A 22,023-nucleotide genomic window follows, 5' to 3' on the forward strand; every position below is an offset into this window, starting at 1 on the left:
AAAGCGGCACAATAATGTGCCGCTGAAATGTTAGTCTTCAGACTGACTCTCTTCATCCGCCTGTGAGGCGGACGCTAACACTTCCTCTTCTTCAATAGTGAGTACGGCTTTGTTCGCATTCTCGCTATTGCTGTTGCTGATGCCTGAGTTTAAATATCCCATGATTAGACTCCTTTATTAGCAAACCGCTGATTGCGGCAGGGATATATTTAATTAACGTTCACTCTGAATTCAAACCCTGAATAATATAAATGTGCGCCAGATCAATTTATACTTATTGAAGTTTTTGGCAGTTTTATCTTTAATTTTTCATATTACTTTCCCGGAAATATTACTATTTATAAAATAATTCCTTGCCGCTTTATCGTTCATTTTCCGGGTGATTGATTTCAAAGGTAATATTAGAATTTTTATCTGCGCGGCTATGCCTCTTTTTTTCTGAATAATTTCCTGATGGAGTTGCATAAATCAATCATTTCTTATTCCAGGGGAGGTCGGGTTCAGTAAGAAAAAATGTTGATTATTTCCCTCGCCATAAAAAAAGACGGCCCGGGGGCCGTCAAACGCCCCAGCGGTGGTTAAACACCGGGGCAGCGAGGTCACACAATGATGAAGAGGTTAGCCTTTAACACCGCCCGCTGTCAGACCGCTGACCAGCCAGCGCTGTGCCAGCAGGAATACCAGCGTAATGGGAATGGCAGACAACACCGCAGCGGCGGCAAAGTCGCCCCAGAGATAGTTCTGCGGATTTAAATATTGCTGCATACCAACGGCCAGCGTATAGCTGTTAACGTCACGCAGCAGCAGCGAAGCGACCGGCACTTCGGTGACCGCGGCGATAAAGGCCAGAATAAAGACCACTGCCAGAATCGGCACCGACAGCGGCAGCAGCACCAGACGAAACGCCTGCCAGGGCGTTGCGCCATCCAGCGCGGCCGCTTCTTCCAGCGAGCCATCGATGGTTTCGAAGTAGCCTTTAATGGTCCAGACGTGCAGCGCAATGCCGCCAAGATAGGCAAAGATTACGCCGCCGTGCGTATTGAGTCCGAGAAAGGGCACATACTGACCCAGCCGGTCAAACAATGCATAGAGCGCGACCAGCGACAGCACCGCCGGAAACATCTGGAAGATCAGCATACCTTTCAGCAGGGTTGCGCGGCCGGCAAAACGCATGCGGGCAAAGGCGTAGGCACAGGTCGTGGATAGCGTCACGATACCCAGCGCGCTTATCGCTGCGATTTTCACCGAGTTCCACAGCCAGAGCAGTACCGGGAAGGGTGGCGGTGTGACGCTGCCATCCGGCTGAGTAACGCTGAATCCCAGCGCCAGCTTCCAGTGCTCCCAGGAGATCTGCTCCGGGATCAGCGAGCCGGTCGCAAAATTGCCGTAACGCAGTGAAATAGCGACCACCATCAGCAGCGGAAACAGGATGGCGGCAATAAAAACCAGCAGCAGCAGATGCGTCAGCAGCAAACGAAGCTTTTGTGATTTGGGTTGTACCATTGCCATAATTTTTCCTCAGTCAAACTTCATGCGCACGGCTTTCAGGTTGATGACCGCCAGTGCCCCGACCAGCATGAAAATCAGCGTTGCAATCGCCGCCGCGAGGCCAAAGTCCTGCCCGCCGCCGCCCTCAAACGCAATACGCCAGGTGTAATTGACCAGCAGATCCGTGTAGCCGGCGGGCGTGGTAGTCCCGATCCGATCCGGTCCGCCGTTGGTAAGCAGCTGCACCAGAACAAAGTTATTAAAATTAAAGGCAAAGCTGGCAATCATCAGCGGCATAAGGGGCTTAAGCAGCAGCGGCAGCGTGATGCGGAAAAAATTCTGCAGCGGACCCGCGCCATCCATCGCGGAAGCCTCATACAGATCGTCCGGGATAGCTTTTAACAGCCCCATGCACAGAATCATCATGTAGGGATAGCCGAGCCAGGTATTCACGATGACCAGCATGGTACGCGCCAGCGCGGGATCGCTGAACCAGGCAGGCTGGACGCCAAACAGCGCCTTGAGCATGACGTTAACTTCACCAAAACTCTGGTTAAACAGCCCCTTGAAGATAAGGATGGAGATAAAAGCCGGTACGGCGTAGGGCAAAATCAGCATCACGCGGTAGATAGCCTTACCGCGCAGCGCTTCCCACTGCACCAGACAGGCCAGCACCATGCCCACTGCAACGGTCAGGATCACCGTCACCAGCGAGAAGATCAGCGTCCAGCCAAAAATGGCGAGAAACGGTTTCTGGATCCCTTCGTCAGTAAAGACGCGAACAAAGTTTTTCCAGCCCGCGTTAACGGTAAATCCAGGGCTCAGCTGTTCACTGCCCCAGCTGCCGTCAGCCGCAATCTGCTGGTAAAACCCCGTGTCCTGATTAGCCTGATAGCGTACGCCAGTTTGCTGATTTTTCAGCACGCCCTGGTGCCCGGCGACATAGAGCGGACGGGTACCCGAGAACTGGCGTAAGGAGCTCATCACCAGCTCACGTCCATCCGGCAACCGGGCACGGATCTGGCTTAGCGCCTGGCGATGCGTGGTGATGACTTTCAGCGTGGCGCGCTGAGTAGCGGGCAGCGGCGCCTGCTGCAGCGTCAGGGTCTGTACGCTGCCGAAATCGAACGGCGTGGAGACGTAGCGTTCATCGCTGCTGCTGTCGCTGAGCACCAGCTGCCAGCGCCGATCGTCCGGGTAGAGCGCAAAATTCAGCCCGGCGCCATCCTGATACTGCCTGCCAAGCAGCACCTGCTGCGCCCGTTCCTGCGAAAGCTGATTGGTACTGCTGTAATTGGTGAACGCGATAGCGATAGTGCAGGCCAGCGGAAACAGCACAAAAATAGCCATGCCGGCCAGGCCCGGATAGACATAGCGCCAGGCATAAGCGCGGCGATTAGCATAAATCCAGATGCCGGTTGCGCTGACAATCAGCGTCATGAGCGCAAACAGGTACTCTCCCTGCACATACATCAGCACCAGCAGATAGCCGACTAACAGACAGCAGCCGCCAACCAGTGCGCCTTTCAGCATATGGCTGTACCGTTCCGTTTTTCCTGACATGATCCGAAATTCCTCAACAGCTGATAAAAAGCCGGACAGCGCCGGCTTCAGACAGGGTTTACTTGTTCAGACGGGTCTGCGCATCTTTCAGCGCGGCGTCCACGCTCTGGCGTCCTTTCAGCGCGTTAAGGGTGGCAGTGCGCATGGCGTACCAGAAGGCCGACATCTGCGGGATGTTTGGCATGATATCGCCGTTCTGTGCGTTGCTCATGGTGGCGGCGATACGCGGATCTTTCTCCAGAATTGCCTGATACGATTTCAGCGCCACGGCGCCCAGCGGCTTGTCTTTATTGACCGCCTCAAGCCCGCTGTCGGTCAGCAGATAGTTCTCCAGAAACTCTTTTGCCAGCTCTTTGTTGGGGCTGGCGGCGTTGATACCGGCGCTCAGTACACCGACAAAGGTTTTAGAGGGTTTGCCATTGAGCGTTGGCAGGGTGGTCACCCCGTATTTGATGCCGCTCTTGTCGATGTTGCTCCACGCCCACGGACCATTAACCGTCATCGCCGTCTGCCCTTTATTGAATGCCGCTTCAGCGATGGAGTAGTCGGTATCCGCATTCAGCACTTTGGCTTTGACCTGATCCACAAGGAACTGCATGCCCGCTTTCGCCCCGGCGTTATCCACGCCGGTGTCTTTGATATCAAATCCACTTTGCGTAGGTTTGAAAGCATAGGCACCGCCTGCCGCCAGCAGTGGCCAGGTGAAGTAAGGCTCCTGCAGGTTAAACATGATGGCGCTCTTGCCTTTGGCGCGCAGCTGCTTGTCCAGATCGGCGATGGCTTCCCAGCTTTTTGGCGGTTCGGCGACCAGATCTTTGTTATAAATCAGCGAGAGGGACTCGACCGATACCGGATAACCAATCAGCTTGCCGTTGTAGCGCACCGCATCCCAGGTAAAGGGAAACAGCTTGTCCTGCACATTTTTGTCAGGTGAGATCTCCGCCAGCAGACCTGACTGCGCATAGCCGCCAAAACGGTCGTGAGCCCAGAAAATGATATCGGGGCCATCACCGGTGGCGGCCACCTGCGGATACTTCTCCTCCATCTTATCCGGATGTTCCACGGTGACTTTGATGCCGGTCTCCTGCTCAAATTTTTTGCCAACCTCGGCCAGTCCGTTGTAGCCCTTGTCACCGTTGATCCAGATAACCAGTTTTCCCTCTTCGATCTTTGCGAGAGCCGAAGCAGAGAACAGCACGGCGGAGAGCGCGGAGAGGGCGAATAAGCGCGAGACGGTTTTCATTGTCATAAGTCCATCCTGTAAACGAAAGCGGGAAGTAAGCGTCCCGTTTATTGTCAGGTTCTGTAGCACGGTTTCATCCTCCTGCTCTCTACGCCTGCAGGCGTAAACGCGTGATCCTGCTTGCAAAAATCCCTGTTTTTATGGGCTGGCGCACACTTTCTCCCGCTTTTTTCTGCGTCTGACATCACAAAAATTTCTTCATCCGGCAGCTGGCAACCGGCACGCATCCTTTCTCCTCCTCCCGGCTCATCCCCCGTGCATTCACGTTGTGGTGGAGGATGTCAGCGGCTGCCGGGGCTTTCATGATGAGCCACAGAATCGGCCAGCAGTCATATCAGCCAACAGGGCACGTTGAGAGGAAAAGTATTATGGCGAGCGTTGCGTTACGTCATGTCTCCAAAACATGGGGTGAAACCGAAGTCTCGAAAGATATCAATCTTGAGATTGCCGAAGGTGAATTTGTGGTGTTTGTCGGACCATCCGGCTGCGGTAAGTCGACCCTGCTGCGGATGATTGCCGGGCTTGAAACCATCACTAAAGGCGACCTGCTGATCGGCGGCAAGCGCATGAATGAGGTACCGCCAGCAGAGCGCGGGATCGGCATGGTGTTTCAGTCATATGCGCTTTATCCGCATCTGGACGTTGCGGAAAATATGTCCTTTGGCCTGAAGCTGGCCGGCGTCAGGCGCGCCGAGATCCAGCAGCGTGTAAACCAGGTAGCCGAGGTGCTGCAGCTGGCGCATCTGCTGGACAGGCGGCCCAAAGCGCTCTCTGGCGGTCAGCGGCAGCGGGTGGCGATTGGCCGGACACTGGTGGCTGAACCGCGCGTTTTTCTGCTCGACGAGCCGTTATCCAACCTTGATGCCGCGCTGCGCGTCCAGATGCGCATCGAAATTTCGCGACTGCATAAACGGCTGAAGCGCACCATGATCTACGTTACCCACGATCAGGTAGAAGCGATGACGCTCGCCGACAAAATTGTGGTGCTCGAAGCAGGGCGCATCGCGCAGATTGGCAAACCGCTGGAACTTTATCATTACCCCGCCAATCGCTTTGTCGCCGGATTTATCGGTTCCCCGCGGATGAATTTCCTTCCGGTAAAAGTAACCGCCACCGCAATCGATCAGGTTCAGGTGCGTCTGCCCAACAATCAGCTGGTCTGGCTGCCGGTCGAGAGCACCGGCGTGCAGATCGGCAGCAACATGTCGCTGGGTATCCGGCCTGAGCATCTGCTCTCCAGCGACATCGCCGATGTCACGCTGGAGGGAGAGGTGCAGGTCGTTGAGCAGCTCGGCAATGAAACGCAAATCCACATTCAAATCCCCGCCATCCGTCAAAACCTGGTTTATCGCCAGGAGGACGTGGTGCTGGCAGAAGAGGGCGCCCTGATGGGCATCGGCCTGCCGCCGGAACGCTGCCATCTGTTTCGTGAAGATGGCAGCGCCTGTCGCAGGCTGCATCAGGAGCCTGGTGTGTACCCTGCAAAACAATAAAAGCAATGATCTCAGGAGATAAATAAATGATAACTCTGCGCAAACTCCCCGTGGCGATCGCTATCGCTGCGGGTACCCTGTCCGCCTCCTCTATGGCGGTGGACTTCACCGGTTACGCCCGTTCCGGCATTGGCTGGACCGGCAGCGGCGGTGAACAACAGTGCTTCCAGGCGACCGGCGCACAAAGTAAGTACCGTCTGGGTAACGAATGTGAAACCTACGCCGAGCTTAAGCTGGGACAGGAAGTCTGGAAGGAGGGCGATAAGAGTTTCTATTTTGACACCAACGTTGCCTACTCCGTATCGCAGCAGAATGACTGGGAGGCAACTTCACCTGCCTTCCGCGAAGCCAACGTTAAAGGCAAAAACCTGATTGATGCTTTGCCGGGCTCTACTATCTGGGCCGGTAAGCGCTTTTATCAGCGTCACGACGTGCATATGATCGACTTCTACTACTGGGATATCTCCGGTCCCGGCGCAGGCCTGGAAGATGTTGACCTCGGCTTCGGCAAACTCTCTTTCGCCGCCACGCGCTCATCAGAAGCGGGCGGCTCCTACACCTTCTCCAGCGATCGCATCCGCGACTACGCAACCAGCACCGCGAACGACGTGTTTGATGTGCGCCTGGCGGGTCTGGAAACCAACCCGGATGGCGTGCTGGAACTCGGCGTCGACTATGGCCGTGCTAACGCGCGCGACGGGTATCGTCTGGAGGATGGCGCGTCCAAAGATGGCTGGCTCTTCACCGCCGAACATACGCAGAGCATGCTGAAAGGCTACAACAAGTTTGTACTTCAGTACGCAACGGACGCGCTGACTTCGCAGGGCAAAGGGCTGCCGCAGGGCACGAATATCAATAACGACGGCAAAATGTACCGCGTGCTGGATCACGGTGCCATCTCGCTGGCCGAGCGCTGGGACCTGATGTACGTCGCGATGTATCAGAACACCGACCTCGATAATAATCGCGGCAACGAGTGGTACACCGTGGGCGTGCGCCCGATGTACAAATGGACGCCTATCATGAGCACGCTGCTTGAGCTGGGCTACGACAACGTGAAGTCGCAGCAGGTCGGCGATCGCAACGGGCAGTACAAAATTACCCTGGCCCAGCAGTGGCAGGCGGGCGACAGCATCTGGTCCCGTCCGGCGCTGCGCCTGTTTGCAACCTATGCCAAATGGGATGAGAAGTGGGGCTATAGCAAAAATGCCGATGGCAACCTGACCACGCTGGCCGCTGCTGACAGCACCGGTAATGGCCTGTTCACCAACAGCCGGGGCGACAATGATGAGTGGAGCTTTGGCGCACAGATGGAAATCTGGTGGTAAGCCTCAGCGTTACCCTGTAACAGAATGGCCGCACCCGCCGGTGCGGCTCACCGATTAGGCAGCGCTGGCCATTGCCTGGTGCCGGCGCTGCCTCCAGCTATCAGAGATAAAACGATGAAAAAAACGCTTACCGCGCTCTGCCTGAGCGCTGCGCTGCTGACCGGCGTTACGCTGCCCGCTGTCGCTGATATTAATCTGGTGCCGCAGGATCTCTCCACCGCACCCGCCGTTTCACCTGAAACTCTGCAGCGCCTGAACTGGCAACCTGCTGACACGTCGCGTGCGGTAACCACTCAGCTGCGCGACAGCGGCACCGGAGATGCTCTGCCGGGGATCCGTGGTCCGGTTGCGGCGTATAGTCTGCCAGCCAGTCAGGGTGAGCTGACCGTTACGCTGAGCAGTGAGGTTGCTGACAACCGCGTGTTCGCGCCTAATGTACTGGTGCTCGATGAAAACCTGCGTCCGGCAGCGTGGTTCCCGTCGCAGTTCTTTGCTTACCAGCAGCCGGGCGTCATGAGCGCCGATCGTCTTGAAGGCGTAATGAAACTGACGCCGGTGCCGGGACAGCAGAAAATTTATCTGCTGGTCTTTACCACCGACCGGGATCTGACCCAGACCACCACGCTGGTCGATCCGGCCAAAGCTTACGCGAAAGGCACCGGCCATGCGGTTCCTGATATTCCCGATCCGGTTGCCACACACAGCCAGAGCGGCAGGCTGAAGCTGAAAGTCTCCACCAGTTCCGCGTCCTCTATTCTGGTCGGCCCGCTGTTCGGTTCATCGGCATCGGCTCCGGTTGTGATCGGCAATACTCAGGCGCCTGCGCCCGCTGCCGTGCGTCCCGCCTCTGCCGTGAAGCCGGTGCCGCTGGAAAACGACACCGAAAGTTACTTCAATCAGAATATCCGTCAGGCGGTCAGCCAGGGCAACATTGATAAAGCGCTGAAGCTTCTGAATGAGGCCGAGCGACTGGGGTCCACCTCAGCGCGGCAAACGTTTATCAGCAGTGTAAAAGGCAAGGGGTGAACCTGCCCCGACAGTGCTGAGTTGCAGCACCTGGTGCGCTCCGGCGCACCTTTTTTATTGCAGAAACCGCCCCGGTCCGGGGCGTCTGATCAGGGGTGCCGCTGACGCACGCGACTGACCTCCTGCAGCAGGTGCGTAATCCCTTCATCCGTAAACATCGCCTCCAGCGACAGCGTGAGCTTGCGGCGCCAGTTAGGGTAACTGTCCACCGTACCGGGCACGTTTACCGGCCGATCCATATCGAGCCACTCCTCCGGCTGCAGGCCAAGCAGGGCGCTGTTACTGGCCGCCACCAGGCGGTGAACCGCACGGTTTATCGCGCGGCGCATGGGCGCACGGCCGCGCTGAAGCGGATAGCGGTGTGCCAGCGCTCCCTGCTGCTGCAGCGTATGCAGCAGCGCCTTTTTTGCCGCCGCGCGCTCGCGGTACAGACCCGCCAGGATCGCTTTATCCGGATAGAGTTCCAGCCTGCTGCCCAGCGTTAAGTCATCACTCTGCCACCAGCCGCGCAGGGTAGGCATATCATGCGTGGTGACAACCGCCATCGCCTGCCGTGGCCAGGCTTCCGGCGCGCGAAACGCGCGCGTTGCCGTCTGCTCAAAGTAGAGCACTTTGTAGGAGTAGACGCCGCTGTCGCGCAGCTTAGCGACAATCGCTTCCGGTACGGTGCCCAGATCCTCACCTATCACCATACAGCGATGGCGCTGGCTCTCCAGCGCAAGAATGGCCAGCAGGGCATCAACCGGATAGTGAACGTAGGCGCCCTCAGCGGCCTTCTCATGTTGCGGGATCCACCAGAGGCGCAGCAGTGCCATTACGTGATCAATGCGCAGCGCGCCGCAGTCGCGCATATTGGCCCGCAGCAGATCGATCCACGGGGTAAACGCACGCATTGTCAGGATCTGCGGATCCATCGGTGGCAGCCCCCAGTTTTGCCCCAGCGGCCCCAGAATATCGGGCGGCGCACCCACGCTGGCCTGCAGACAATAGAGATCGCGTTCGCGCCAGGTCTCTGCGCCATCCTGCGCGACGCCTACCGCCAGATCGCGGTAGAGGCCAACCGGCATCTGCTGCGCGCAGCACACGGACCAGCAGGCTGCGAACTGAGAGGCAGCCAGCCACTGCAGCCAGAGGTAAAAGCGTACTTCGTCGCTATGTTCAATACGAAACGCCAGCACGGCGGCGCTGTCGGGATGCTGATACGCTTCCGGCCAGCTTTTCCAGCCGTACAGCGCAGGATTTTTGGCGCGCTGGTGCGCCTGCAGCGCATCAAACAACGCCTGACTCAGCAGGCTCTGTCCGCCCGCTTTAACAAACGCATCAAATTCCTGCATTACCGGTTCATCCGGCGAACGTCGCCTGAACTGTCTCCAGGCAAGGCGTAAGCCCTCCAGCTTTAGCGCGGTAACGGCGGCGTAATCCACGTATTCGCTGTCACGCGCGGCCGCAAGCCGCTGTTGGGTATCAGGCTGCTGCCACCACGCCTGCGCCGCCTCACTGAGTCTGAAATCCTCCACGCTATTGACGTCGATATAGAGCACATTCAGCCAGCGGCGCGAGGAGGGGCTGTAAGGGCTGGCACCCTCAGGATTAGCCGGAAAGAGGGCGTGCAGCGGATTAAGCCCGATAAATGCGCCGCCGCGCTGCGCGATCTCTGCCGCCATCTGGCGCAGATCGCCAAAGTCGCCGATGCCCCAGTTATGCTGCGATCGTAGCGTATAGAGCTGCACGCAGCAGCCCCAGAGCTTGTCGCCGGCCAGCAATGCCGGTGGCTCATAGCAGCGCGGTGGCGCAACAATCAGGCTGCAGCGCGACAGCAGCGCCGGCTGCGTCAGGGTCAGCTGATGATAGCCTTCCGGCAGTGCCGGCAACCGCAGCGTTTCACCAGGCTGGCACTCACCTGACCAGCGCTCGCCCGCTTCACTGGTCAGCTCCCATGCTGCCGCCCCGCTCAGCGCTGGCTCTACTACCACGGCTTCTCCGCCACGAAAAATTGCTACCGGGGGCAGCGCTGACGGTGTAGCGAGAGGCGGCTGTATGATCGTGTGCAGCCACTGCTCGGTGGCGGCCGGAATGCGGCGCGGTCTGCCGTGAGCATCAATATATTCCGGCGCGATCAGCGCTGCCGGAGTAAGCGTTGTCATTGTCATCTTCAGCGCACCGCCTGCCAGATTCGTTGCTGATAGTCACGAATAGCGCGATCGGCGCTGAACATGCCGCAGCGTGCGGTATTCAGGATCGCCGCGCGGGTCCAGGCTTCACTATCGGCCCAGCGTTTTTCTGCATCCTGCTGCGCATTGAGATAGTGACGGAAATCGGCCAGTACCAGATAAGGATCGCCACCCTCCGCCCCGAGACTTTTCACCAGCGCATCAAATGCCGTGCAATCGCCGTCGCTAAACGTCCCATCCTCCAGCGCCGTCAGCACCTGATGCAGCTGTTTATCTTTTTTGCGCCAGACTGCCGGGGCGTAGCCCGCGCTCTTCAGCGCGCTGACCTGCTCCACGGTATGGCCAAAGATAAAGATGTTCTCGTCGCCAACCTCGCGGGCAATCTCCACGTTAGCGCCATCCAGCGTACCGATAGTCAGGGCGCCGTTCAGCGCCAGTTTCATATTGCCGGTGCCTGACGCTTCTTTGCCGGCCGTGGAGATCTGTTCCGAGAGATCGGCCGCCGGGATCAGCCTTTCTGCGACCGAGACGTTATAGTCCGGGATAAACACCACTTTCAGCCGATCGCCCACGCGCGGGTCAGCATTTATCGTCATGGCAACTTTGTTAATGGCATAGATAATATTTTTGGCCAGCGCATAACCAGGTGCAGCTTTTGCGCCAAACAGCATCACGCGCGGCGCCAGGTTAGCCTGCGGATCGCTGACCAGCGTCTGCCACAGCGCAATAATATGCAGTAGCATCAGATGCTGACGCTTGTACTCATGCAGCCGTTTTATCTGTACATCAAACAGCGCGTCCGGATTGATCACAATGCCGGTTTTCTGTTCCACCCACTGTGCCAGATCGCGTTTGTTCTGCTGTTTGATGGCGCGATATTCTGCGCGGAATGAGGCGTCCTCTGCCAGCGGCTCCAGCGCGCGCAGCGCGTCGAGATCGGTCAGCCAGGGTTTATTCAGCGAGCGGTCGATCAGTGCAGCCAGTGCCGGGTTGCACTGGTTGATCCAGCGGCGCGGCGTCACGCCGTTTGTCACATTGTGGAATTTCGCCGGCCAGAGCGCGTGATATTCCGGAAAAAGATCCTCTGTCACCAGTTTTGAGTGCAGGGCAGCAACGCCGTTAACGGCAAAACAGGTCACCACGCAGAGGTTAGCCATACGCACCTGATGATTATGCACCACCGCCAGTCTGGCCCAGATGGCAGCATTACCGGGCCACTGCGCCTCAACCTGCTGCTTAAGTGCCGCATTGATGGCATTCACAATCATTATGTGGCGCGGCAGCAGGGTACGGAACAGCGTCAGATCCCAGCACTCCAGCGCCTCCGGCATCAGCGTGTGGTTGGTATAGGCGAAGGTGCGCTGCGTCAGCTGCCAGGCGCTTTCCCAGCTGAAATCATACTCATCCAGCAGCAGGCGCATCAGTTCCGGAATCGCCAGAGTGGGATGCGTATCGTTGAGCTGAATGACTTCGCGATCGGCCAGCGTGTCAATAGCGTGACCCGCCTGCTGATGGCGGCGCAGAATATCCGCCAGCGAACAGGCGCACTGGAAATATTGCTGCATCAGGCGCAGTTTCTTACCCGCCTGATGGTTATCGTTAGGGTAGAGCACTTTAGTCAGCTTCTCTGCATCAATGCCCTGCTTTTCCGCCCGCAAAAAATCGCCGTTATTGAACCGCTGCAGGTCAAATGGCTGCGCGTGGCTCGCCTGCCACAGGCGCAGCGGCTGAACCACCCCGTTCTGGTAACCCACAACCGGCAGATCCCAGGCCTCACCCTGCAGCTGAAACGCCGGGATCCAGCGGTTTTTTCCCTGCTCAGTTTTCACCTTGCCGCCCAGATTAACCGTTACCGTCAGCGCCGCATTATGGCGAAACCAGGGGTAGCGATTTCGCCCCCAGTCATCCGGCCGCTCCTGCTGCGCGCCGTCGCTGAAATGCTGCCGGAACAGTCCGTACTGATAATTGAGGCCATAACCGATAGCGGGCTGACCCGTGGTTGCCATCGCATCGAGAAAACAGGCGGCCAGGCGGCCCAGACCGCCGTTTCCCAGCGCCGGATCGATCTCCTGTTCCAGCACATCGCTCAGCGACTGCCCCTGTTGCTGCAGCAAATCGTTCAGCGCCGGGTACCAGCCGAGGTTAAGCAGGTTATTGCCGGTCAGACGGCCGGTGAGAAACTCCATCGAAATATAGTTAACGTGGCGCTGCGGTCCCGCTGCCAGCTGCGCGGGCAGTTCAGCCAGCAGTTCGGCAAGCGCACCGCTCAGGGCATGCCACCACTGCTGCCGGCTCATCGCCTGCGCGTCGGGCAGGCCAAAGCGCTGCCACTGTCGCGTCAGGGCAGCAGAAAAACGGTCGGAATCAAAAGGTAACTGGGTCATGGCTTAAGCATCCGTCAGAAGAAGAGGTCAGCGTGCATTTTGCCTGCGCCGGTTGTGTATCTCCTCCTCCCCGGCACTATTCAGGCAGGAGGATAGAGAGGGAGGAGAGGGTAAGGAAACTCCGAAAGCGTGACAGGAGTGTGATACCCCTCGCTTTTGTTAAGCCGCGCTGCTGAGTTCGCTTGCATTAAGATGGCGTATGGATAACGTGTATGTCGAATAATTACGAAGCGTAAAATAATACTGCGCAGACGTTAACGGAGGAGCGTGCGTCGATGTTGATCCCGTCAAAACTGAGTCGTCCTGTGCGCCATGACGCCATGGTGGTCCGTAGCCGTCTGCTGCAGAAACTGAATGCCGCCGCCGTTTACCGGTTAGTGCTGATTACCAGTCCCGCAGGGTACGGTAAAACCACGCTGATTTCGCAGTGGGCGGCAGAAAAGCGCGACCTGGGCTGGTATTCGCTGGATGAGGGGGATAATCAGCCGGAACGGTTTGCTGACTATCTGATTGCTGCGCTGCAGCAGGCCACTCAGGGCAGCTGCAGCCGCAGTGAATCACTGGCGCAAAAGCGGCACTACGTTAATCTCAATGCGCTTTTCTCGCAGCTGTTTATTGAGCTGGCTGACTATCAGCGTCCGGCCTGGCTGGTTATTGACGATTACCATCATATTACCAATCCGGTTATTCATGAGGCGATGCGCTTTTTTCTGAAGCATCAGCCGGAAAATCTGACCCTGGTGGTGCTGTCGCGCGGTCTGCCACAGCTGGGCATCGCCAATCTGCGCGTGCGTGAACAGCTGCTGGAGCTGAGCAGCCAGCAGCTCGCCTTTACGCACGATGAAGCTAAACAATTTTTTGATAACCGGCTGCAGGCGCCACTGCCCGGTGAAGAGAGCGACCAGCTGTGTGATGATGTGGCTGGCTGGGCGACCGCACTGCAGCTGATTGCTATCTCAGCCCGGCAGGGCGCAGGCTCAGCGCAGGACTCCGCGCGCCGTTTATCAGGCATCAACGCCAGCCATCTCACCGATTATCTGGTTGAGGAGGTTTTGGATACTGTCGATGCCGATACCCGCCAGTTCCTGCTGAAGAGTGCGCTGCTGCGCTCGATGAATGATGCCCTCGTGACGTCAGTCACGGGTGAAGATAATGGCCGCATGCGGCTGGAGGAGATTGAGCGGCAGGGGCTGTTTTTGCAGCGCATGGATAATGCGGGCGAGTGGTTCAGCTACCATCCGCTGTTTGGCAGTTTTCTGCGCCAGCGCTGTCAGTGGGAGCTTAGCGCGGAGCTGCCGGCCCTGCATCGTGCGGCGGCGCGAGGCTGGATGAGGCAGGGTTTCCCGGGCGAGGCGATCCACCATGCCCTGGCCTCGGGTGATACCGATATGCTGCGCGACGTGCTGCTGGAGCACGCCTGGACCCTGTTTAATCAAAGCGAACTGGCGCTGCTGGAGTCTTCCCTGCGGGTTCTGCCATGGCCACTGTTGCTGGAAAACCCGGAGCTGGTGCTGCTGCAGGCGTGGCTGATGCAGAGCCAGCATCGTTTTTCCGAAGTTAACAGCCTGCTGGCGCAGTTTGAACAGCAGCGCTGCTGTGAGATGGATGCCTCTCTGCAGGGCGAGCTGCACGCAATACGCGCTCAGGTGGCCATTAACGATGGCAATGCGGAAGAGGCCGCGCAGCTGGCGCGTCTTGCTCTGCAGCTGCTGCCGGCGTCGAAAAGCTACAGCCGCATTGTCGCGACCTCTGTCCACGGTGAGGTCATGCACTGTAAAGGAGAGCTGGCTGATTCACTGGCGCTGATGCGTCAGACAGAGCAGATGGCGCGGCAAGAAGAGACCTGGCACTACGTTCTCTGGAGCCTGATCCAGCAGAGCGAGATTCTGTTTGCGCAGGGATTTTTACAATCGGCATGGGAGATGCAGGAAAAGGCGTTTCGTCTGGTTCACGAACAGCATCTCGCACAATTTCCGCTGCATGAGTTTCTGTTACGCATTCGCGCGCAGCTATTCTGGGCCTGGGGTCGGCTTGATGAAGCTGAACAGGCGGCTCGCAGTGGTATGCAGGTACTGCGCGGCTTTCCTCCGCAGCAGCAGATCCAGTGTCTGGGACTGCTGATCCAGTGCTCGCTGGCGCGGGGTAATCTGGATAATGCCCGGTCGCACATTACCCGGCTGGAGAATCTGCTCAATAATGGCACGCTGCATATCGACTGGATCGCCAACGCGGATAAAGCGCGTATCCTTTACTGGCAGCTGACCGGGGATAGCGCCAGCGCCAGTCAGTGGCTGCGCGTTACCTCCCGGCCGGCCAGCGCCAATAATCACTTCTTACAGGAGCAGTGGCGTAACGTGGCGCGGGCACAGCTTCTGGCGGGCGATCTGATTCAGGCGGAAGTGATTCTGGATGAGCTGAATGAGAATGCCCGGACGCTTCAGCTCACCAGCGATTTTAACAGCAACCTGCTGCTGCTTAATCAGCTTTACTGGCAGACTAATCGTAAACCCGATGCACAGCGGGTGCTGATTGCCGCCCTGAAGCTGGCGCGCAGTACAGGGTTTATGAGTCAGTTTGTGATTGAGGGCGAGATCATGGCGCAGCAGCTGCGGCAGCTGTTGCAGCTTTCGGTGCTGGAAGAGATAGATGAACATCGCGCCCGCCGCATCCTGCACGAAATTAATAAGTATCACCGGCATAAATTTGCCCATTTTGATGAGGGCTTTGTCAGCCGTTTACTCAACCACCCCGATGTTCCGGAGCTGGTCCGCACCAGCCCACTGACGCAGCGCGAATGGCAGGTGCTGGGTCTGATCTATTCCGGTTACAGCAATGAGCAGATTGCCGGCGAGCTTGATGTCGCCGCTACCACCATCAAAACCCATATCCGCAACCTCTATCAGAAGCTGGGAGTGACCCATCGCAATGAAGCCATGCACGAAGCGCGGTCGATGTTGAGACTAATGGGGTATGTGTAAACGTCGTTAAGCGATACGCAATCCCGTATTACGCGCTATACCTTACCAGTACGCTTTTTTTACCCATTGGTGAGGTGAAGCATGAGTTCAATCGCATCAGCGACAGAACAGGCCAGCGATCTGTCTGCATTTATCGGAACCCACTTTGTTTATACCTACGACAACGGCTGGAAATATGAGTGGTATGCCCGCAATGCAACCACCTGCGACTACCGCATTCATCAGGGGCTGGTAGGAGGCCGCTGGGTTACTCATCAGAAGATGCATGCGGTGCAGTTTGCGCCCGGTATCTATAAGGTTGACTGGCATGAACCCACCGGCACCTGCGTAAGCCTGCTGTTTGATCTCGAACGTAAACTTATTCACGGTACGATTTTTTTCCCGCAGTGGATCGCCGGGGAGGGGCAGCATCCGGAAAAAACGATCTGTTATCAGAATGAATTCATTGAAGATATGCAGCGTTTTCGTGACGAGGGACCGGCCTATCCCTATATTATTATCCCGGAATTTGCTCAGGTCACTTATATGAAAAATGAGGGGCCGGACAATGACGACGTGATCAACATGGCACCGGGACAGATGCCGGCTGATTATTTTGATAATAAGTAACGCCATAGCCGGAATCGCCCGTATTATGTGACAATGTCACTAAAAGCGGGTTATTCCGGCTCTCACTCTGAATTTGCATTTTCTGACATTATTAACTATTGAAAGCAGTTAGTTACAGGCGTCCTGGCCAGACTTCGCTATGCTGAATAGTGCGCTACGCTAATATTATGTGCCTTAACGCTGCGAGGTAAGAGAAGGATGCTGCTGAGAAAAAAGAAGTTACGTTCGCACAGCGAAGATCGCCTGCTGGCGCTCACGCTGGCGACCACTGCAGGTATACTTAACGCCATGGCATTCGGTGCTTTTGGTTTTTTCCCCTCTCATATGACCGGTAACACCTCCCAAATCTCTGCTGAAGTTTCAGGTTCCGATCTGCAGGATCTGCTGTTTCTGGCCGGCTTAATTCTGGCATTTGTCACCGGCTCAATGATCGCGCGCCTGACGGTTGCCTGGGGGCTTAAACGTAATATCAGGACCATTTTCTGTCAGGTGCTTTTCGTCGAGGGGCTGCTTCTGCTGATGACGTCAGTGGTGGAGATCCTGTGGTACTCCGAACGCAACAACGGTGAAATCCTTGTCACGCTCGGCCTGCTGATGGGGATCCATAATTCCACCTCGACACAGCTCTCGTCTGGTCGCGTACGCTCAACGCACGTAACCGGTACGCTGACCGATGCCGGTATTGCGCTGGGCTCGTTTCTGCGGGCAACGTTCAGCAGCAGCGAAGCGGGGGAGCGCCATCTGCATCGCAAGCTTCTTTATACCCACCTTGTAACCATCTTCTCTTTTCTTACCGGCTGCGTGGCGGGCTATCTGCTGTTCCGGCACTTTGGCTTTAACGCAATGGCTATGCTGGGAATCGCGCTTTCGCTGATTGCAGCAGGCGGCATCGCCCGTACGCTGCATCTTACCGGCGTACGTTTCTGGTAACCCGACAACCTACACAGCACTCCGGTGCTGTTTTTTGCTGATAAAACCGGCAGCGCTGGGTGAAATCTGCAGGGTAACCAGTGCTGCAATACCTGCAGAATTCACGTAGCGACGCCGGTTTTTTGAGCTGAAGCACCACGCCCATCATCACAACTCCCGTCAATACCCTCTTTATAAGTTCATATAAGTCCCATTATATGAACTTATGTACATAAAAGATCATTAGCAGTGACAGCCGTTGTTCTCACTGAGCACTACGCGGAGAGTATTCAAACATAATCGGTAAGGTATCGGGACACACACGCCGCGCGCGAATGATTTTCCCTGCAGCGTTCATCCGCAGGCAGGTGGCAACTGAAGAAAGATATCGTGTTCCACATATATCGTTCTGCTTAAGCTCTTGCCTTCAGTGAAACGGCGCGCGTGATAACGGAGTGTAATGAGCAATTAACACCAGCTGCTCACGTTGCCCACAGGCTTCAGTTGACACCCTGCAGCGGGTCAGGCTTGAAGCTGGTATTCAGAACCGAGAGGTCAACAGTTTTGGCTGCCCGCTCTAAATCATAAGCGGCCTGAATGCGCAGCCACATCGCAGGCGTACTGCCAATCACGGCCGATAATTTGATCGCCATCTCTGGCGTTACCGCCGTTGCTCCCGATACTATTCTTGAAGCGGTAGAGGGGGCTACAGCTAAAGCACGCGCCAGTTCTCTGATACCGATCTGAAGATCTTCCATAATATCGGCAATGATTTCACCCGCGTGCGGGGGGTTGTGCATAGTCATTAATGATAATCCTCATAATTCAGAATATAGGCGTCACCATCTTTGAATTCAAAAGTGATTCGCCAGTTTCCTGTCACCGTGATAGACCAGATACCTTGTCTGTCACCTTTAAGAGGATGCAACCTGTAGCCACTAAGGTTCATATCCTCAATTTTCTCAGCCAGGTCAATTACCCTCAGGCGCATACGTAGCCGCTTCTCATGAGCTGCGTTAATCTTGCGGGTAGGGCCGGTTGTATAAAATTCTTCAAGTCCTTTATGTAGCCAGGTTTTGATCATCCTTGTATCCCAGTGTTGCTTAACAGGGAACACTATAGCATGTGTTGCATGGTAAGCAACATCTCATGGCGTGTAATTTAAGAGATGAACGTTAAGATAAAAAGGGAGAATAATTGTCTGGACTAGCGGGCTACAGATGAACTAAAAAGATAGTGCATTTAACATAATCATGATTATGCGCACTTAAACGCGTGTAAGGCACAGCGCATATTCGCGCGTGCCTTACACCTTGCCGGATAAGTTTATCTGCACCAGACTATTTTGCCGTCAGCATGCCGTGCGGATCCAGCACATATTTGGCGGCAACGCCGGCGTCAAACTGAGCGTACCCCTGCGCCGCTTCTTCAAGCGGGATCACTTTGGCATTAACGATTTTCGCAATCGGCAAACGATCGTGCAGGATGGCGTTCATCAGCTGCCGGTTGTAACGTACCACCGGGGTTTGCCCGGTATGGAACGACTGCGCTTTAGACCAGCCGAGACCAAACTTCAGGCTCAGGGAGCCTTCCTGTGCTGATTTATCGTGCGCGCCCGGATCTTCCGTCACATACAGACCCGGAATGCCGATATTACCGGCCACGCGGGTGATCTCCATCATCTGATTCAGCACCACCGCCGGCTGCTCCTTGCCGGAATGGCCGCGCGCTTCAAATCCGACGGCGTCGATAGCTGAATCGACTTCCGGCGTACCAGTGACCTGCGCAACCATCTCTCCCAGGCGGTCATGCTGACTCAGGTCGATCGGCACAAACCCCATTTTCCTGGCGTGCTCCAGACGCTCTTTGTTGAAGTCACCTACCATTACCACCGCCGCACCGAGGATCTGTGCTGATGCCGCCGCGGCCAGACCAACCGGACCGGCGCCTGCAACATAGGTGGTTGAGCCGACGCCCACACCCGCATTGATTGCACCGTGAAACCCGGTCGGTAAAATGTCTGACAGCATGGTCAGATCCAGAATTTTCGCCAGTGCCTGGTCACGGTCAGGGAATTTCAGCAGGTTAAAGTCCGCATAGGGCACCATCACATATTTCGCCTGCCCGCCTACCCAGCCGCCCATATCAACATAGCCAAACGCGCCGCCCGCGCGTGCCGGATTGACTGTCAGGCAGACGCCGGTATCGAGTTCACGGCAGCACCGGCAGCGCCCGCAGGCAACGTTAAACGGCACAGAGACAATATCACCGACGTTAAGCATCTCAACGTCAGCGCCCTTTTCGATAATTTCACCGGTAATTTCATGGCCGAGCACCATACCCGCAGGCGCGGTGGTACGTCCGCGCACCATATGCTGATCTGAGCCACAGATATTGGTGGAGAGCACTTTCAGGATCACGGCGTGCCCAATCTTCTTGCCGGCCGGATTAGCAAAGACCGGATCGGCAATATCCTGCACCTCGACTTTACCTGGCCCCTGATACACCACACCGCGGTTGGAATTTGCGCCCATAAAATCTCCATTATATGTTGATATGCACATTAACTGCCGGACACTTACGAAACCGTAAGATAATAAAGAGTGATGACGCGTTAAATCTAATACGCAATAGTGCGTAATTAAACAGGGAATGGATTACGCGTGCCGGAGTTGTGACTGGCTTCATGAATGCAACAAGTGGCTATACAGGAAAACCCATTAAATACATGTAGATAAATATATTAATTTTGAAATATCCGCGTTATGTCGCAAACTGATAGCACAATGTCGCACAGTGATACGCTATTAATTAAAACAGTTATTCGGGCAGGGAATTATTATTATCTCACCTGCCATTTCCTGCTTATATTTGAATAGAAGATAGCGTAATGAATGGCACGCATTATTTACGGTGCGGCGGTTTCTCAAACCACGGCGTGATCAGTAAATGCGGGATAGCGAGCGCGGCCAGCGCGGCAAACAGTGAACGCACGCCGGCGGTATCGGTGGGCTGCATCATAAACATGATCAGTACCGCCAGCAAAATAGCTGCCGTCAGCACCGGCCAGACGGCACGCAGGTAGTCAGCGTAATGTCTGAACCCCAGCAAATCGCGCCGTTCGCGGGTCTGCGGTAGCGCATGCAGGATCAGAAAGCCTACAGAAAAACCGACAAAAGGCGGCAGAAGCAGCAATGCCAGCGTCCCGGCTAGCAGACGCCTGTCGCGCCGTACAATGCCTGTCAGCAACAGCGCTGCGGCGGTAAAGCCGCCCGCTATAGCCAGACCCGCAGTCACGCTATCCGGCATGGCAGATGCCAGCCCGGCCTGATGTAAAATCGTTCTGTACGCTGTCAGATGCAGCGCGGCAGGCGTTGCAATCAGACTGATGCCGCGCGCCAGTCGTTCAGCCAGAGAGCCGTGCGGCGCATCTTCCAGCGCAAAATGGATGGCAGAGGCGAGCAGAAAGCCCGGTAGCGCGATTGCCGGACGCCAGTGCCACCAGAACAGGCACAGCACAATCATTACGCCGTAACCTGCCAGAAAAGCGCACTGCTGTTCGCGCCTGACAATCTCAAGATCGCTTGCACCGTGCGCCATGCCGATAATGCCAATGGCCACGACGGCAAACAGCAGCTGAACCGGCAGCGGGCTGAAAGAGGCAGCCAGAGCTGCCCCCCAGAGCGTCAGCCAGCCGGTATGCTGCCGCAGGATCATACCCGCACGGCACCATCGCGTTTTGCGTAGCGCAACGCTTTTTCCAGATTCGCCGCCGCGTAAAAGGCGTAGAAAACTTTGGCGATAATATCGAGAATCAGAAATGCCCAGATTGAAGCAGGATCAGAAATGATCTTCAGCCCTTCCGGCCCGATCAGAAATACCACCGGATAGATAAACCAGACCACCGTCAGCAGCGCCACGTTTTTGTTGTAGGCGCCTGCCAGTGCGCTGCCCCGCTCCGCCGCCATCGTACGCAGCGGTCCCCACAGCAGATAGATCACGCCGAGGAATGCAGCGCAGGACCAGAAATACCAGACCCATTTTCCTGCTGCGGTTTCCGCCAGCGAGGAGACAAGACCGGTCACAATCATCATCACATCCAGCACGATAATAGCGGTCAGAAAGCCGCCCATCTCGCCTGGCTTGCCATGCTCATGAAAGGCCAGCATAACCAGCCCCGCCAGCAGAATCGGCGTGGTCACAGACCAGTCAGCATAACGCGCCATATAGACCGTCGTGCCGCTGTCCAGGGTGAGGTTGCCATAGCCAAACGCCATTGCCAGATACGCCGTAGCGGCAATAAAAGGCACTGATGCATGCATCAGGGTGTGGTGACGGGAGGGAAACGTTTTACTGCCGGTGGCGTAAATCGCCAGTGATGCAAGCGCCATCACTGAAAATCCAATGAGAAATGCAGTCTGATCCATGTTGATTGCTCCTGTACAGCGGCGTCATTATCACGCCCGCTGCGCTGCCATAGAAAATTAAAAGGTAATGTTATATTCCGGGAGAGAATACGCTTAAAGTATATGGTGCTATTTGTATTGTGCCATTATTCAAAGCCATGATGGTCTTCAGGAGAAAGAACTGGCAAAAAGTATCGTCCTCCGCGGGACATTATTTGTTTTTAATCAGGCATAAAATGTAATTTTTTATGTAAAGAAGAGTATACAAAATAGACACCTGCGGTTTAATGAAACAGAAAGTTAATTAATTTACTTTAAAATCAAAAATATAAATAGATGCTGCTGCACCAGCCTGATGTAGTGCACAAAAGGGATTGATGCAGGAAATTTATTTACCTGCATCTCTGATTTTCATTTTCTGCTAT

Annotated in this window: 17 protein-coding genes; 6 read left to right on the forward strand and 11 right to left on the reverse strand. The window is 56.0% G+C overall.

Annotated features, from left to right (window positions below):
• Positions 1–30: 30 nt before the first annotated feature.
• The 4 genes from DBY66_RS18070 to malE all read right to left on the reverse strand — a co-directional run bounded on the left by DBY66_RS18070 (position 31) and on the right by malE (position 4,300).
• Entirely contained in the window at positions 31–162 is a 132-nt protein-coding gene (locus DBY66_RS18070) for a hypothetical protein (RefSeq protein WP_255402130.1), read from the reverse strand.
• A 456-nt stretch (positions 163–618) separates the two neighbouring features.
• The gene (malG, locus tag DBY66_RS03925) at positions 619–1,509 is read right to left on the reverse strand and encodes a maltose ABC transporter permease MalG (RefSeq protein ID WP_108569857.1); all 891 of its coding nucleotides are present in this window, start codon (positions 1,507–1,509) and stop codon (positions 619–621) included.
• Between the two features lie 9 nt (positions 1,510–1,518).
• Positions 1,519–3,051, reverse strand: a complete 1,533-nt coding sequence (gene malF, locus DBY66_RS03930) for a maltose ABC transporter permease MalF (protein WP_108569856.1) — start codon at positions 3,049–3,051, stop codon at positions 1,519–1,521.
• Positions 3,052–3,109: 58 nt separating this feature from the next.
• Positions 3,110–4,300 carry a maltose/maltodextrin ABC transporter substrate-binding protein MalE gene (malE, locus tag DBY66_RS03935; RefSeq protein WP_071668331.1) on the reverse strand — a complete coding sequence of 397 codons (1,191 nt, stop codon included), beginning with the start codon at positions 4,298–4,300 and terminating at the stop codon, positions 3,110–3,112.
• A 362-nt stretch (positions 4,301–4,662) separates the two neighbouring features.
• Between malE and malK the strand changes: the two genes are divergently transcribed.
• The 3 genes from malK to malM all read left to right on the forward strand — a co-directional run bounded on the left by malK (position 4,663) and on the right by malM (position 8,141).
• Entirely contained in the window at positions 4,663–5,787 is a 1,125-nt protein-coding gene (gene malK / locus DBY66_RS03940) for a maltose/maltodextrin ABC transporter ATP-binding protein MalK (protein WP_040113486.1), read from the forward strand.
• Between the two features lie 26 nt (positions 5,788–5,813).
• Positions 5,814–7,115: a maltoporin gene (locus tag DBY66_RS03945; RefSeq protein WP_040113487.1), complete on the forward strand. Its 1,302-nt coding sequence runs from the start codon at positions 5,814–5,816 to the stop codon at positions 7,113–7,115.
• A 114-nt stretch (positions 7,116–7,229) separates the two neighbouring features.
• On the forward strand, positions 7,230–8,141 hold the full coding sequence (gene malM / locus DBY66_RS03950; protein ID WP_040113488.1) for a maltose operon protein MalM: 912 nt from the start codon (positions 7,230–7,232) through the stop codon (positions 8,139–8,141).
• Between the two features lie 89 nt (positions 8,142–8,230).
• Here malM and malQ read toward each other — a convergent pair whose 3' ends face one another.
• Positions 8,231–10,285, reverse strand: coding sequence for a 4-alpha-glucanotransferase (gene malQ, locus DBY66_RS03955; protein WP_108569901.1), 2,055 nt, complete (start codon positions 10,283–10,285; stop codon positions 8,231–8,233).
• A gap of 8 nt (positions 10,286–10,293) precedes the next feature.
• Entirely contained in the window at positions 10,294–12,696 is a 2,403-nt protein-coding gene (malP, locus tag DBY66_RS03960; protein ID WP_108569855.1) for a maltodextrin phosphorylase, read from the reverse strand.
• A 275-nt stretch (positions 12,697–12,971) separates the two neighbouring features.
• Between malP and malT the strand changes: the two genes are divergently transcribed.
• From malT to DBY66_RS03975, 3 genes are all read left to right on the forward strand, one after another.
• Positions 12,972–15,674, forward strand: a complete 2,703-nt coding sequence (gene malT / locus DBY66_RS03965; RefSeq protein ID WP_071668334.1) for an HTH-type transcriptional regulator MalT — start codon at positions 12,972–12,974, stop codon at positions 15,672–15,674.
• An 81-nt stretch (positions 15,675–15,755) separates the two neighbouring features.
• Positions 15,756–16,283: a phenolic acid decarboxylase gene (locus DBY66_RS03970; RefSeq protein ID WP_108569854.1), complete on the forward strand. Its 528-nt coding sequence runs from the start codon at positions 15,756–15,758 to the stop codon at positions 16,281–16,283.
• Positions 16,284–16,481: 198 nt separating this feature from the next.
• Positions 16,482–17,213: a YoaK family protein gene (locus tag DBY66_RS03975; RefSeq protein ID WP_108569853.1), complete on the forward strand. Its 732-nt coding sequence runs from the start codon at positions 16,482–16,484 to the stop codon at positions 17,211–17,213.
• Between the two features lie 479 nt (positions 17,214–17,692).
• Here DBY66_RS03975 and DBY66_RS03980 read toward each other — a convergent pair whose 3' ends face one another.
• From DBY66_RS03980 to DBY66_RS04000, 5 genes are all read right to left on the reverse strand, one after another.
• Positions 17,693–17,998: a HigA family addiction module antitoxin gene (locus tag DBY66_RS03980; RefSeq protein WP_040113493.1), complete on the reverse strand. Its 306-nt coding sequence runs from the start codon at positions 17,996–17,998 to the stop codon at positions 17,693–17,695.
• The gene (locus DBY66_RS03985) at positions 17,998–18,276 is read right to left on the reverse strand and encodes a type II toxin-antitoxin system RelE/ParE family toxin (RefSeq protein ID WP_071668337.1); all 279 of its coding nucleotides are present in this window, start codon (positions 18,274–18,276) and stop codon (positions 17,998–18,000) included. Before DBY66_RS03985 ends, DBY66_RS03980 begins: the two co-directional genes overlap by 1 nt.
• 256 nt (positions 18,277–18,532) lie before the next feature.
• A complete protein-coding gene (gene fdhA / locus DBY66_RS03990; RefSeq protein ID WP_071668338.1) occupies positions 18,533–19,726 on the reverse strand; it encodes a formaldehyde dehydrogenase, glutathione-independent in 1,194 nt (397 codons plus the stop codon).
• A gap of 370 nt (positions 19,727–20,096) precedes the next feature.
• Complete coding sequence (locus tag DBY66_RS03995; protein WP_108569852.1) at positions 20,097–20,909, reverse strand: beta-carotene 15,15'-dioxygenase, Brp/Blh family; 813 nt, start codon at positions 20,907–20,909, stop codon at positions 20,097–20,099.
• Positions 20,906–21,619 carry a bacteriorhodopsin gene (locus DBY66_RS04000; protein ID WP_071668340.1) on the reverse strand — a complete coding sequence of 238 codons (714 nt, stop codon included), beginning with the start codon at positions 21,617–21,619 and terminating at the stop codon, positions 20,906–20,908. Before DBY66_RS04000 ends, DBY66_RS03995 begins: the two co-directional genes overlap by 4 nt.
• Positions 21,620–22,023 lie beyond the last annotated feature (404 nt).

It is taken from the genome of Pantoea sp. RIT413 (assembly GCF_003057675.2).
Classification (GTDB): domain Bacteria; phylum Pseudomonadota; class Gammaproteobacteria; order Enterobacterales; family Enterobacteriaceae; genus Pantoea; species Pantoea eucrina.